The 14,335-nt window shown below is 73.2% G+C and carries 4 protein-coding genes; 1 reads left to right on the top strand and 3 read right to left on the bottom strand.

Annotation, left to right across the window (positions count from 1 at the left end; all coding sequences use genetic code 11):
* Window positions 1-83 precede the first annotated feature (83 nt).
* Complete coding sequence (locus IE267_RS22360; protein WP_189764432.1) at window positions 84-296, bottom strand: MbtH family protein; 213 nt, start codon at window positions 294-296, stop codon at window positions 84-86.
* A 184-nt stretch (window positions 297-480) separates the two neighbouring features.
* Here IE267_RS22360 and IE267_RS22355 point away from each other — a divergent pair, with 184 nt between their 5' ends.
* On the top strand, window positions 481-1,617 hold the full coding sequence (locus tag IE267_RS22355) for an alpha/beta fold hydrolase (protein ID WP_189764431.1): 1,137 nt from the start codon (window positions 481-483) through the stop codon (window positions 1,615-1,617).
* An 82-nt stretch (window positions 1,618-1,699) separates the two neighbouring features.
* Here IE267_RS22355 and IE267_RS22350 read toward each other — a convergent pair whose 3' ends face one another.
* Both IE267_RS22350 and IE267_RS22345 read right to left on the bottom strand, forming a co-directional pair.
* Window positions 1,700-3,400, bottom strand: a complete 1,701-nt coding sequence (locus IE267_RS22350; RefSeq protein WP_189764430.1) for an ABC transporter ATP-binding protein — start codon at window positions 3,398-3,400, stop codon at window positions 1,700-1,702.
* Window positions 3,387-14,303, bottom strand: a complete 10,917-nt coding sequence (locus tag IE267_RS22345; RefSeq protein ID WP_189764429.1) for a non-ribosomal peptide synthetase — start codon at window positions 14,301-14,303, stop codon at window positions 3,387-3,389. Before IE267_RS22345 ends, IE267_RS22350 begins: the two co-directional genes overlap by 14 nt.
* Between the last annotated feature and the right edge of the window lie 32 nt (window positions 14,304-14,335).

Below are 14,335 nucleotides of genomic sequence, written 5' to 3'. Positions count from 1 at the left end.
TCCGTCCGTCGCGGGCGGCCCCGGACGGCGCCGGGGCCACAGGTGTCAGGCGTACCGGCCGTCGCGGCGCCGGGCGTTGCCGGTCAGGCGTCCGTGGCGGTCACGAGGGACCGGGGGCGCAGGTCGGTCCAGTTCGACTCGATGTACTCCAGGCACGCGTCGCGGGTCGACTCCCCCAGTGCGACCGTCCACCCGCCGGGCACCTCCACGAAGGACGGCCAGAGCGAGTGCTGGCCCTCCTCGTTGACGAGGACCAGGAAACGGCCGTCGGCGTCGTCGAACGGGTTGGTGCTCATGCGGGGGTTCCTCCTGGAGCCCGGCGGGCTCGCCCGTGCGTCCGGGCGCAGGGGCACCCGGGCGGCAAGAGCCGTGCCCGTGGGGATGGTTGGTCTGGTCGGCCGTGCGGCGGGCCACGCTTAGGTTAGGCTCACCTAATTGAGGAGCTTAACGTTTCCCCTTCGTCCTCACAAGGAGACACCGATGCGCGCATCCGGACCACACCCGGGGAGCCCGGACACGACCGAGAGCCCTTCCGGTTCCCCGGCCGGCCCGGACGGCCCGTTCGGCAGGTTCGGCCTTCCCGCCGCCGACGCGTTCCGGGCGTCGGCGGGTCCCGTCTGCGTGCCGTCCGGCGACGGCGGCTGGATCGCTCTGTTCCGGTGGCGGGGCACGCCCGCGGTCATCGAGTTCGAGAGCTGGTCGGCTCCGGTGCCGCTGGTGCGGTGGCGCGACACGGACTGCTGGCACGCGGAGGTGCGCATGCCCGCCCGGCTGCGGGTCACCTATCAGTTCCGTACGGACGAGGGGCTGTTCGCCGATCCGTACAACCCGGTCGGGGCCGGCGGCGAGCGGTCCGTCGCCGCCACCCCGGACGCCCCGCCCCAGCCGCACTGGCCGGCCGTCGGCCCGGCCGATGTGCTGCCCCTGCCGCGGGCCCGCATCCGCTGGGCCAGTGAACGCCTCGGCGGGCGGCGGACCGTGCGGGTGCACCCGGTCGGCGGCGGCGGACCGGTGGTGCTGCTGCTCGACGGGGACGACTGGCTCCATCTGCATCCGGCGACGACCGCGTTCGACGCCGCGTTCGCGGCCGGCGAGATGCCCCCGGCCACGCTGGTCTTCGTGCCCGCCAAGGACCGGCTCGGCGAGTTCGGGTGCCGGCCGCAGTGGTGGGAGGCGATCCGGGACGAGCTGCTGCCGCTGGTGGCGGACGGTGAAGTGCCCGCGGACACCGGCACGTTGGTGGTCGCCGGGCAGAGCCTGGGCGGTCTGAGCGCGCTGTACGCGGCGCTCAAGTTCCCGGAGCTGGTGTCCCGCGTCGCCTGCCAGTCGGGGTCGTTCTGGTGGACGCCGGGGGCCGAGGACCTCCCCGATCCCCTGAGCGGTCCGGCCGGCGGTGCCATCGCCGCACGGCTGCGCGAGCGCCCCGCACCGGCCGGGCTGAGGATCGCCTTCGACCTGGGCGAGCACGAGACGCGCATGCGTCCGCACTGCGAGGCCGTCGAGGCCCTCACCGAGAAGTCCGGGGCGACCGTACGGATTTCCCGGTCCGCGGCCGGCCACGACCGGGCGGGCTGGCGGCAGGCCCTGCTCCGGGACGTCGCCTGGGCACTGGCCTGACGGACGCGAACCGCCCGACGGGCAACGGCCTGGGGGCCCGGCGATCGCCGGGCCCCCAGGCCGTTGCCACCGGTTCACCCGGTCACCTGGTCACGGCCAGGCTGTACGCCGGTTCGGTGGCCAGCAGCTTGCGGTGGGTGCCCTCCGCCGTGACGACTCCGTCGTCCACCACGAGGACGCGGTCGGCCGCGTCGAGCAGCGCCGGACTGCTGGTGATCACCACCGTGGTGCGGCCCCGGCGCAGCTCGGCGATGTTGCGAGCGATGAGCTGCTCGGTGACGGCGTCCACCGCCGTCGTCGGATCGCGCAGCACGAGTACGTCCGTGTCGGCGGCCAACGCCCTTGCCAGGGACAGCCGTTGGCGCTGGCCACCGGAGAGGTTCGAGCCGCGGTCGCGCACCTCGTAGTCGAGCCCTTCGCGGTGCAGGGCGACGACGTCGGTCAGCATCGACGCCTCGACCGCCTCGGACAGCGTCCGGCTCGTCCCCGACGGGTCGATGTTCGAGCGGAGCGTCCCGGCGAAGATCTCCCCGTCGTACGGGTTCACCAGGATGTGCTCGCGGACCGAGTCGACCGTGAGCCCCGAGAGCTGTCGCCCGCCGACCCGCACCACTCCCTCGTAGTCGTCCGGCGGGACCTGCACCGCGAGGATGGAGGCGAGTTCGGCCGCCGCACGCGGCTGGTAGGCCGCGATCGCCGTGAACTCGCCCACCGGCACACGGAACTTCAGCCCCTGCAGGGACCCGTACCGTACGCAGTCGATCTCCAGGTCGCCGCCCGGGGCCGCGTCCTCCGAGCCCGGAGCCGCCACCGGCGGGGCGGACAGGACCAGGGCCATCCGCTCGGCCGAGGCGCGCGCCATCATCACGTACTTGGGCATGTCCGAGAACTGCTTCAGCGGCTCCATGATGAACTGCGCGAGGCCCACGGCCATGACCAGCTGCCCGATGTCGATCTGCCCGTCGAAGGCCAGCCAGCCGGCCGTCAGGGTCACCGAGACCGCGAGGACCGCGTTGAGCCCCAACGCGGTGCCCGCGTAGACGCCGTTGACCCGGGCGACGGTGACCGACTGCTCCTTGGCCTCCGTGCTGACCTTCCGGTAGGACCGGAACGCCGCGTGGTTGCCACCGAATCCGTGCAGCGGGCGCAGGCCGGTGATCAGGTCGGCGACCTTCGCACCGGCCCGCGCCACCCGGGCCTGCTGCTCCTTGGTGCTGCTGCCGATGCGCCGGGACATCACGCTGAGGACCGAGAGGATCGCCACGGTGCCCACCATCACGAGCAGCCCGAGCCGAAGGCTCGCCATGCCGAGGGCGACCGCCGCGATCAGCAGCGAGATCATCGAGCTGATCAGGATCGGCACCACCTCGACGATGTCGGCCGTCTGGTCGGCGTCCTCGGTGGCGATGGTCAGCACCTCGCCGGACTTCAGGCCCGTTCTGCGGGCCACCGGCTGGAGGCCGCAGGCCGCGACCCGCACCCGCCAGCGGTGGGCCTCGGTCGTGTTGGCCTTCTGCAGGATGCGCATGCCGAACCGCCACGACAGGGACACGGTCGTGATGATCACGGCGAGCGCCGCGACGGCCAGGGCGAGCGATCCGGCGCTGCGCTCCCGCAGCGTGTGCTGGACGATCTGGCCGAGCGCGATGGGGAAGGCGGTCTCACCGGCCTGGTAGAGGCCCATGAGGACGGTGCCCCAGACCATCGCGCCGACGTTGCGGCGTATCGCCGTCCGAAGGATGTCGGATCCCGGGCGGGATCGCTGGACGTCAGGAGTGCTCATCGATGTGACGGGCCATCGCTTCCGGGGTTCGCAGGGTGAAGAGATCACGGATCGTGATCACCGGGCCGAACTCCCGGCGCAGGAGCCCCACCAGACGTACGGCCAGCATGGAGTGTCCGCCGAGGGCCGTGAAGTCGCCCACGGCACTCACCTCGTCGTCGTCCAGGTCCAGGGTCTCCGCGAAGTACTCGCAGACCAGGACCTCGGTCTCGGTTTCCGGGCCGCGCTCACCCGACGTGGTCAGCGCGCCCAGCGGCTTCGGCTCGGGCAGGGCCTTGGTGTCGGCCTTCCCGTTCACGGTGAGCGGGATGCTGTCCACCTGGGCGTAGTGCGTGGGCCGCAGGAAGTCCGGCAGCCGCTTGCCCACCTCGGCGGCGATCTCCGCCAGGTCGGCGCCGTCGTCGAGCACGAGGTAGGCGGCCAGCCGGTGGGCGCCGTCGACCTGCGGGTCGGGCTGCGCGACGGCGGCGGTGAACCGCACCGCCGGGTGCGCGGCGAACGCGGCCTCGACCTCGCCGAGTTCGACCCGGTGTCCGCGGATCTTGACCTGCTGGTCGGTACGGCCCAGGTACAGCAGGTTCCCGTCGGGGCGGCGGACCACCAGGTCCCCGGTGCGGTACATCCGCTCGCCGGGTTCGCCGAAGGGGGACGCGACGAACCGGTGGGCGCTCTGGGCCGGCTGGCCGAGGTAGCCGCGGGCGATGCCGACGCCCGCGACGTAGAGCTCGCCGGGGACGCCGTCGGGCAGGGGCCGCAGCCACGGGTCGAGGACGTACACGTCGGTGTTGTCGATGGCCACGCCCACCACCGGGTCCTGGCACTCGAACGTGCCGACGCCCAGCGTGTTGATGGTGTACTCGGTCGGGCCGTACAGGTTGTAGCCCACCGTGCCCTCGGTGTCGGCGAGCCGGCGCCACAGGGCCGGGGTGACCGCCTCGCCGCCGAGCAGAACCAGCGCGGGACGTCGGGCCGGGTCGTCGAGCAGGCCCTCCGCCACCAGTTGCTGGGCGTACGTCGGAGTCACGTTGACGACGTCGATGCCGTGCTCACCGCAGTACTGGACCAGGGCGGGCGCGTCCCGGCGCAGTTCCTCGTCGCAGATGTGCACCTCGTGGCCGTCGGCGAGCCACAGGAGTTCCTCCCACGACATGTCGAAGGCGAAGGAGACGGTGTGGGCGATCTTGAAGATCCGGTGGCCGTGCTCGGCCAGCACCGGCTCGAAGATGCGGCGCTGGTGGTTGATCAGCATGTTGGTGAGGCCGGCGTACTCGGTCACGACGCCCTTGGGCTTCCCGGTCGAACCGGAGGTGTAGATCGTGTACGCCGGGTGGCGAAGGCGCCGCGGGTCGTCCGGCGCGAACGTCGTGAGCGGCTCGGCCTGCGGCAGCGGGCGGTCCAGTTCGATCAGCTCGCCGGTCAGACGCGGCGACACGGCACTGACCGTGAGGACCACATCCGGGCGGGCGTCGTCGACGATCGCGGCGATCCGCTCGTCGGGGTGGTCGAGCTCCAGCGGTACGTAGGCGGCTCCGGTGCGCAGCACCGCGAACAGCGCCACGATCGAGTCCAGCGAACGCGGGATCGCGAGCCCCACGGTCCGCTCGGGGCCGATGCCGCGAGCGGCGAGCACACCCGCCAACTGGCGGCTGCGACGCTGGAGTTCGGCGAAGGTCATGCTCCGGCCGTGCGAGACGAGCGCGGTGCGTGCGGGCGCCCGGTCGGCCGCCAGGTCGAATCGGTCGACCACGGTGTCCGTGCCGATGTCCGTGCGCTCAGCGGGCTCGGGCACCGGCCCCAGGCCCCGCAGCGCGCCGACCGGCCCGGACGAACCGGCGAGGTCACCGAGGACGCGGACGTAGTCGTCGAGGAGCCGGCGGGCACCGACGCCGTCGCCGTGGCGGTGCTCCAGCTTGACGGTGAGGCGTTCGCCTGGGGTGACGACCCAGGTGAACGGGTAGTGCGTGGAGTCGTCGGACTTCACCGCGGTGATGCCGTGACGGGCGTTCATCTCGGCGAACGCGTCCATGTCCAGGAAGTTCTGGAGCACGAAGAGGTTGTCGAACAGGACGTCGTGGCCGCCGGCGCGCTGGATCTCGCCGAGCCCGAGGTGCTCGTGCTCCATCGCCTCGACGCGGGCCGTCTGTACGGCCGCGAGGTAGTCCCGGACGGTGTCGTCGGGCCGCGCCCGTGTCCACATCGGCACGGTGTTGAGCAGCACGCCGACGATGTCGGACAGGCCCTCGCCCTCGCGGCCGGAGACCGTCACGCCGAACACCGCGTCGCTGCGGCCCGTGTGAGCGCCGAGCAGCAGCCCGAAGGCGCCGGTCAGGACGGAGTTCAGGGTGACGCCGTGCGCCTTGGCCGCCTCCCGCAGCAGCTGTGACTGCTCGGCGGAGAGGGTGTGCACGAGCGCGGGCGGCAAGTCGTCGGAGAGGGCGGGCGACGGTCCGGCGAGCAGGGTCGGGCCCGGGAGTCCGGCCAGGTGCTCGGCCCAGAACCGCTCCGAGGCCGCCTGGTCCCTGGCGGCGACCGCCCGGGCGTGGTCCTCGAACCCGGGCGTGGCCGGATGCGTGTCCGGCTGTTCGCCGGCGAGGACGGCCTCGTACGCGGTGAAGAGGTCGCGCAGCACGATCTCGCGGGACCAGCCGTCCCACAGCAGCAGGTGGTAGCTGAGCAGCAGGCCGTCGCGGCCGTCCGGCAGCCTGATCACGGTGAGCCGGATCAGCGGCGGTTCGGCCGGGTCGAAGCCGCTGTTGCGGTCGCGGACGCGCAGCGCCTCCACGTCCGCTTCGGTGGACAGCTCCACCGTGTGGACGTCGATCCGCCGGCCGGCCTTGAGGACCTGGACCGGGTTGCCGTCGTCGTCGGTGAGGAAGCCCGCGCCGACCACCGGATGCCGGGCGATCACGGCGGCCATGGCCTCGGCCAGCGCGTCGGTGTCCAGGCGCCGGTCGAAGGCGAAGTAGCTCTGCGCGACGTAGTGGCCGGCCGAGCCCGCCATCTGGGCCTGGAAGTACAGGCCCCGCTGCAGTGGGGTGACCGGCGCGGTGCGCTCGGCCGTCACGGCCGAGTCCGCGATGGTCTCCAGGGCGCGCAGCCAGTGCGCGGTGATCGCGTCGGGAATCTCCTCGGCGAGGGTGAAGGTGGCGTGCAGGCTGCCGGTGGCCGCGTCCGTCCAGGCGTTGACCTCGACGGCGTACGGGCTGCCCTGGTCGCCGCCGGTGATGTGCGGCACATCCGATTCGCCGCCGCGGCCGAGATAGTTGAACAGCACCTGCGGGCGGGCCGAAAGGAGCGGCGCCGTCTGCGCGTTGAGGTGGCGCAGCCGGCCGTAGGCCAGGTGTCCGGCCTCGTCGGGCTGCCGCTCGGCGAGCTCGCGGGCGGCGGCCACGGGGTCCGTGTGCGCGCTGAGCCGGACGGGCGCGATGGCGGTGAACCAGCCGACCGTGCGGGTGTAGTCGTGGTGTCCGAGCACCGGGAACCGGCCGTGGCGTTCCAGCTCGATCGCCAGATCGGTGGGGGTTTCCTGGACCTCGGTCAGGGCGGCGCGCAGCGCGCCGCACAGCAGCTCGGTCGGCGCGATGCCGAGGGCGGTGGGCGCGGTCCGCGTCACGCGGTCGCCGGCCTCGGACCCGAGCACCACCGTCCGCTCGCGCAGCGTGCCGCTCACCGCGGGGAGCAGCGGGGGTGCCTGGAGGGTGGCGATCCAGTGGCCGAGGCCGTCGGCGTCGGCGGAGCGCAGGGTCAGCGCCTCGGCGTACTCGGCGTAGGACGTGGTCGCCGGGGCCAGGGGCTCGCCGCGCAGTGCGGCCGCCATGTCGTCGAGCAGGATCAGCCACGACACCGCGTCGACCGCGAGGTGGTGCACGGTGATCACCAGGGTGCCGGTCGCCGCGAGCCAGGAGAACGCGATGACGTTCCCCGACTCGGGGTCGAGCGATCCCGCGGCCTCGTTCGCCGCGGCCCCGGCGTCGGCCGTGTCCGGTCGCAGCAGGACGGCCGCACGGTCCCGCTCGGTGCGCAGGGACCACACGCCGTGCTCCGTGGTCAGCCGCATCCGCAGGGCGGGGTGAGCGGCGAGCAGCGCCGCGGCCGCCCGCTCGACGGCGGCGGGTGTGGTGCCCTCGGCCGGCTCCAGCGTCCGCGCCTGGGCGAACCGGTCGAGGGAGCCGCCCAGTTCGCGCTGGCGCAGGATGATCGGCGTCGCCGGGAACGGGCCGTCCTCCCGGCGCGCGCGCTCGGGTGCGGACGGGGTCGAGGGCGGCTGCGGGGCGCGGGTGCCGAGGAGCGCGGCGAGCGCCCGCGGGGTCTTGTGCAGGAACACGTCGCGGGGCGCGATCGGCAGGCCGAGCGCCCGGGCCCGGTTGACCACGGTGATGGCGACGATGCTGTCGCCGCCGGCGCCGAAGAAGTCGGTGTCGGCGTCCGCGCCCCCGTGGCTCAGCGTCTCGGCGAAAATGCCGACCAGCGAGGACAGGACGGAGTCGGTGACGGCCACCGGGGTCTCCTCCCGCGCGGCCCGCGCGACCAGGGCCTTGCGGTCCAGCTTGCCGTTGACGGTCAGCGGCAGCGCGTCCACCGGCAGGACCCGGCCCGGCACCATGTGCACGGGCAGCTTCTCGGCAAGGAGCACGGAGAGCTCGCCGGGCACCTCGCCCACGAGGTGCGCGACCAGGTGGTCGCCGCTGTCCGCGACGGTGACGGCCACGTCGACGACGCCCGCCAGGTCCCGGATCGCGGACTCGACCTCGCCGAGCTCGATGCGGAAGCCCTTGAGCTGTACCTGGTCGTCGGCGCGGCCGGTGAACTCCAGCTCCCCGTCGAGGGTGCGGCGGGCGAGGTCGCCCGTGTGGTACATCCGGCTTCCGTCGTTCGTGAACGGGTTCGCCACGAACCGGCCGGCGGTCAGGCCGGGGCGGCCCAGGTAGCCGAGCGACACCTGGTCGCCGGCCACGTAGATGGCGCCCTCCTGGCCCGGCGGCACCGGCACCAGCCGGTCGTCGAGCAGATGGGTGACGAGGCCGGGCAGGGCGCCTCCGATGGGGCTGACCTCGTCGCCGGGACCGAAGTCGTCGTCGGTCAGGACCCGGTGGGTCACGTGCACGGTGGTCTCGGTGATCCCGTACATGTTGACCAGCTCGGGCGAGCCGGTGCCGTACCGCTCGACCCAGCCGCGCAGGCGCCCGAGGTCGAGGGCCTCGCCGCCGAAGACGACGCGGCGCAGCCGGGTGAGGGGTTCGGCGGCGAGCCGGTCGGCCTCGACGAACTGGTAGAAGGCGGAGGGGGTCTGGTTGAGGACGGTCACGCCGCGCTCGTGCACGAGACGGCGGAAGTCCACCGGGGAACGCGTCAACCCGTAGTCGGGCACGAGCAGTTCGCCGCCGTGGACCAGGGCGCCCCACAGCTCCCAGACCGCGAAGTCGAAGGAGTACGAGTGGAACTGCACCCACACGTCGGCCGGCCCGAAGTCCATGTCCGGCGCCGTGTTGGCGAGCAGGGTCACCACGCCGGAGTGCGGGACGACGACGCCCTTGGGCCGGCCGGTCGAACCGGAGGTGTAGATCACGTACGCCGGGTCGTGCCAGGTGGCCGGGGGCGTCGGGGCCTCCTCGGTGTCCTGCGGCAGTTCGTCGCCCTGCACGAGGACCCGGGCCGGGACGCCGGCCTTCGCCAGGAGCCCCGTGAAGCGTTCGCGCTGCTCCGGGTCGACGAGGACGACCTGCGGCGCGGCGTCCGCGAGGACGTACTCAAGGCGCTCGTCCGGGTACGCCGTGTCGAGCGGTACGTACGCGCCGCCCGCGCTGACGATCGCGACCAGGGCGACGACCTGCTCGATGGTGCGCGGGACCGCGACGGCGACCCGGCGGCCCGGGCGGACTCCGGCCGTGCGCAGGGCGGCGGCCAACTCGTCCTTGGCGGCGGCCAGTTCGGCGTAGGTCAGCGACCGGGTGGTGCCGTCGAGGGCGCACTGGGTGACGGCGGTGGCGGCCGGGTTCCGGCGTGCCGCGGCGTCGAACAGGCCGCCGAGGGTGACCGGGGTGATCGGCGCCGGGGCCTTGGCGCCCTGGGGCACCAGGTCGGCGGCCGGGGCGTCGGGCCGGCCGAGGAGGCCGGTGAGGGTGTCCGAGAACCGGCGCAGGATGTCCTGCGCGCCGCTCTCCCGCAGCAGTTCGCCGTCGTAGATCAGGTTGAACCGGGGCCGTCCGTCGAGGGTGCGCTCCACGACCAGCGTGAGCGGGTAGTGCGGGGCTCCTTCGTTGACGAGTGCGGTGACGGCCAGGGTGTCGCCGGGGCTGCGCAGGGCGGTGACGTCGGTCGCCACGTCGAACACCACGAGGGTGTCGAAGAGGGAGCCGACACCGGCCCGGCGGCCGATCCGGGCGAGCGAGACGTGCTGGTGCAGCAGGACCGCGCCCTGGTGTTCGCGCACCGAGGCGAGCAGCTCGCGCGCCGTGGTGGCGGAGCCCCAACGGGCGCGCAGCGGAACGGTGTTGATGAACAGACCGACCATGTCGCCGATGCCGGGCACGTCCGCGTCACGGCCGGAGACGGTGGAGCCGAACACCACGTCGTCGGACTTGAGGATGCCGCCCAGGGTCAGCGCCCAGGCGCTGTGCACGGCGACGCTCAGCGTCACACCGGCCGAGCGGACGGCCGCGTCGATGTCGTCCGCCGGTTCCACCCAGGTGTCGGCGAACCGGTCGGAGGGGGTGTGCTCCTTGGCGACGAGGGAGGGTCCCGGCAGCTCCGCCAGCTCGGCGGCCCACACCCGGTCGCTCTCGTCGGCGTCGCGGCCCGCGAGCCAGCCGACGTAGTCGGCGAAACCGCCCACCGGGTACACGGTCCCCGGCGCGTGGTACTCGGCGAGCAGCGCGCGCAGCATCGGCGGCACCGACCAGCCGTCGGCGATGAGGTGGTGCACGGTCTGCACCAGGACGGCGCGGCCCGCCTCCGGGTCGGTGAACAGCGTGAACCGCATCAGCGGGCCGGTGGCCAGGTCGAAGCCGGCCCGGCGGTCGCGCTCGGCGTGGTCGCGGATCTCCGCGTCGGTGATGCCGGGGCGCTCGTGGAGGGTGAAGGGTGTCTTCGCGCCGCCGTCCAGGACGGAGACGACCCGGCCGTCGGCGAGCGCGACGAACCGCGCGGCGAGGTTCGGGTACAGGGCGAACAGGCGGGCCGCCGCGGCCTGGAGCCGGCCGGCGTCGAGCTCGCCCTCCAGCGTGAGGAGTTGCTGCTCGACGTAGCTGCCCGCGGAGTCGTCGTCGAAGACCGAGTGGAAGTACAGGCCTTCCTGGAGCGGGGTCAGCGGCAGGACGTCGCGCAGTTCGGGGCCGTCCAGGGCGTCGACGTCGGCCTGGGTCAGCCGCACCAGCGGGAAGTCGCTGGGCGAGTGGCCGCCCTGGTCGAGCGCGGCGAGTCCGGCGAGGGCGTCGCGGAAGTACCCGCCGAGCGTCTCCACGTCCTCGTCGGTGAACATTCCCTCGGGCCAGGAGACGGTGGTGACGAGTTCGTACGCGCCACTGGCGGCGGGTTCCGCGATCGCGTTGAACTCCAGGAGCCGCGGCAGGCGCATCCTCGGGTCGCGCTTCTCGCCCAACTGGCCGGTGGTGCCAGCCAGTTGCCAGTCCCCGGCGGCGCCCGCGTCGAAGCGGCCCAGGTAGTTGAAGAGGACCTGGGGTGCGGGGGCGGCGAAGGAGGCGTCGGCGAGGTGGCGCAGGGCGCCGTAGGAGACGCCGTTGCTCGGCACGCGGGCGAGGTCCTCCTTGACCGCCTTGAGGGCGCCGGCCAGGTAGCCGGGGGCGGTGAAGTCGTGAGCCGTGCCGGGGTCCACGGTCACCGGGAACAGCGTGGTGAACCAGCCGACGGTGCGCGAAAGGTCCGGCTCCACGCGGGCGGTTCCCGCCACGTGGCGGCCTTCGCGTCCGTGGCCCTCCAGCTCGATGTGCGCGAACGTCTGGTCCTGGCCGCGGTCGCGGCGCCAGCGGGCGAGGGTGACGGCGAGTGCGGTCAGCAGGACGTCGTTGACTCCCGCATGGAACCGTGCCGGGACCTCGCCGAGCAGCGCGGCGGTGAGGTCGGGGCCGACCGTGAAGGTCCGCTGTCGCTCCCGCTCGACCGTGTCGGCCCCGGACAGCGCCCGCCTGCCCAGCGGTGCGTCCGGCCCGGGCAGCGGGCGCTCGAAGTGGGCGCGGTCCGCGGCGAAGTCCGCGCTCTCCAGGAGCTGGGTCCAGCGCCGGAACGACGTGCCCACCGGGGGCAGTTCGATCGCTTCGCCCGCGGCCGCCTGGCGCCAGGCCGTGGCGAGGTCGTCCATCAGGACGCGCCAGGACACCCCGTCGATCACCACGTGGTGGACGACGACGACGAGTTGGCGTGCCGCGCGGCGCCAGACGGCCCGCAGCATCACGCCGTCGTCCGGGGCGAGCGCGTCGGTCGCGAGGGCCACGCAAGCGTCGAGCGGACGGTCGCTCTCCTGCCAGCCGGCCGTGGCCGTGTCGGCCTCGGGGATGTCGAAGCTCCAGCGGTCCCCGCGCACCAGCCGGGCGCGCAGCATGTCGTGGCGGGTCACGACGGCGGTGAGCACGGCGTCGAGGGTGTCGGCGGTGAGGTCGGCCGGAGTGTTCAGGACGACGGACTGGACGAAGCCGTCGACCGCGTCGGTGTTCTCGCCGAGCCACTGGACGATGGGCGAGCCGGTGACGGGGCCGGTGGCGACGTCGGCGTGGTCCACCCCGCTCACGTCCTCGCGGCTCGCGACCGCCGCCAGCGCACCGAGCACGCTGTTGGCGAAGATCTGGCCCGCGCTGACGTAGAGGCCCGCCTCGCGCAGCGCGCTCAGCAGCGAGATGGCGAGGATGCTGTCCCCGCCGAGCTGGAAGAAGTCCTGGTCGACACCGACTTCGTCGAGGCGCAGCACGGCGGCGACGGCCTCGCACACGGCCCGCTCGTCGTCGGTGGAGGGCCGCACGAAGGAGCCCGTCACGATCTCGGGCTCGGGCAGCGCGCGCCGGTCCAGCTTGCCGTTCGCGGTGAGTGGGAACTCCCGCATCACGACGACGTGGGCGGGCACCATGTACTCCACCAGGTGGCCGGCGGCCCAGGCCTTGACCTCTTCCGCGCGCAGGTTCTCGTGCCCGGCGGCCGGGATCACGTATCCGACGAGGTAGGTGCCGCCGGCGCTGTTCTTCCGGGCTACGACGCAGGTGTGCCGTACTCCGGGGTGCTCGGCGAGACCGGCCTCGACGTCCTCCAGTTCGAGCCGCATGCCGCGGATCTTGACCTGGTTGTCGGCCCGGCCCAGGAAGTCGAGCGAGCCGTCCGGCGCGTACCGGGCCAGGTCGCCGGTGCGGTAGAGCCGCGATCCGTCGTTCGCGAAGGGGTTGGCGACGAACCGTGACGCGGTCAGTCCCGGGGCGCCCACGTAGCCGCGCCCCAACAGGAAGCCGCCCACGTAGAGTTCGCCGCCGACTCCGGTCGGGACCGGGCGCAGCTCGTCGTCCAGGACGTACAGCTGGGTGTTGGGGTTGGCCCGGCCGATCGAGGTCGACAGGCGTTCCGCCCGGCCCCGGTAGATGACGTGGGAGACGCCGATGGTCGTCTCGGCGGGACCGTAGCCGTGGTACATGGGGATGCCGAGCCGGGTGCGGAACCGCTCGTACAGCTCGGGGGTGAGCACCTCGCCGCCGCACCACACGTGCCGCAGGCTGTCGAGGCGGTCGGAGTCGCCCGCGATCTCCAGGAGGACGTCGAGCATCGACGACACGAGGTAGGTGAAGGTGACGCGCTGTTCGGCGATCACGCTCAGCATGTGGTGCGGGTCGCGCTCGCCGCCGGGGCGCAGGATCACGAGCCGGGCGCCGCACACCAGCGGCAGGAAGATCTCGTTGATGGATATGTCGAAGGACAGCGGCGCCTTGAAGAGCGAGGCGTCGTCGTGGCCGAAGTGCAGGATCTCGTCGACCTGCCACAGCAGGCGCTCGCTGATCGCCTCGTGCCGGATCATCGCGCCCTTGGGGCGGCCGGTCGAGCCGGACGTGAAGATCACGTAGGCCAACGCGTCGCCGTGGACGGCGACTTGGGGGTCCTCGACGGGGTGGGCGCCGTGCTGCCAGTCGTCGAGGTCGACGGCGACGGCGGCCGGTTCGGCCGGGTCGTGCTCGCCGGAGCCGTTCAGCTGCACCGCGACCCGCGCGTCGTCGATGACGACGGCGCGGCGCGCCGCGGGCCACTGGGGATCGAGCGGCACGAACGCGCAGCCGGCCTGGAGCACACCGAGCAGGCCGAGCACCATCTCGGCCGAGCGGCCGAGCGAGATGCCGACGACCTGCTCGGCCGAGAGCCCGAGTCCCCTGAGGTGATGGGCCAGTTGGGCCGACTTCTCGGCGGCTTCGCGGTAGGTCAGCGAGCGGTGTTCGTCCACGATGGCGACCGCGTCGGGCCTGAGCCGTACCTGCTCGCGGAACATCTCCACGATGGTCGGCCGGACCCGGTCCGCGTCGGTGTCGTTCCATCCGGCGAGGGCCGCCAGGCGCTCCGGCAGGCCCGAGGGGGCGATGGTGGCGATGGGCCGGTCCGGGAAGTCGGCCAGGTCGTCGAGCGCGCGCTGGGCGTCGCGGAGCTCGACGCCCTCGGGCACGGCGATGCGGATGCCGTCGGGGGCGGCTTCGCCGACCTGCCAACCACCGCTCGCGGCAACGCCGTTGCCGACCCGGTCGAGGACGTCCGCGAACAGGGTGCCGGGAGTCAGGTCCATGCCGTCCGGGCTCCGGCCCGACGCCCAGTGGGCGAGACCGATGGCGGCCGCCTCGGCGACGGTCCGGTCGGAGTAGTCGCCCAGACGCCGGCGCACATCGGCCAGCCGCGCGGGAGAGAACAGCACGAGACGAGCGCTCGGTTCCATCATTGAAGACTCAACACCCTTCCAAGGCACGAAGG

The organism is Streptomyces xanthochromogenes (assembly GCF_014650455.1).
In the GTDB taxonomy this organism is placed as follows: Bacteria; Actinomycetota; Actinomycetes; order Streptomycetales; family Streptomycetaceae; genus Streptomyces; species Streptomyces xanthochromogenes.
Note: the sequence above shows the minus strand (reverse complement) of the source record. Positions and strands in the feature narration are given on the sequence as shown.

Bases quoted from the DNA above. Each gene is read 5' to 3' on its own strand.
- IE267_RS22360 (WP_189764432.1), bottom strand. From the start codon at position 296: ATGAGCACCAACCCGTTCGACGACGCCGACGGCCGTTTCCTGGTCCTC.
- IE267_RS22355 (WP_189764431.1), top strand. From the start codon at position 481: ATGCGCGCATCCGGACCACACCCGGGGAGCCCGGACACGACCGAGAGC.
- IE267_RS22350 (WP_189764430.1), bottom strand. From the start codon at position 3,400: ATGAGCACTCCTGACGTCCAGCGATCCCGCCCGGGATCCGACATCCTT.
- IE267_RS22345 (WP_189764429.1), bottom strand. From the start codon at position 14,303: ATGATGGAACCGAGCGCTCGTCTCGTGCTGTTCTCTCCCGCGCGGCTG.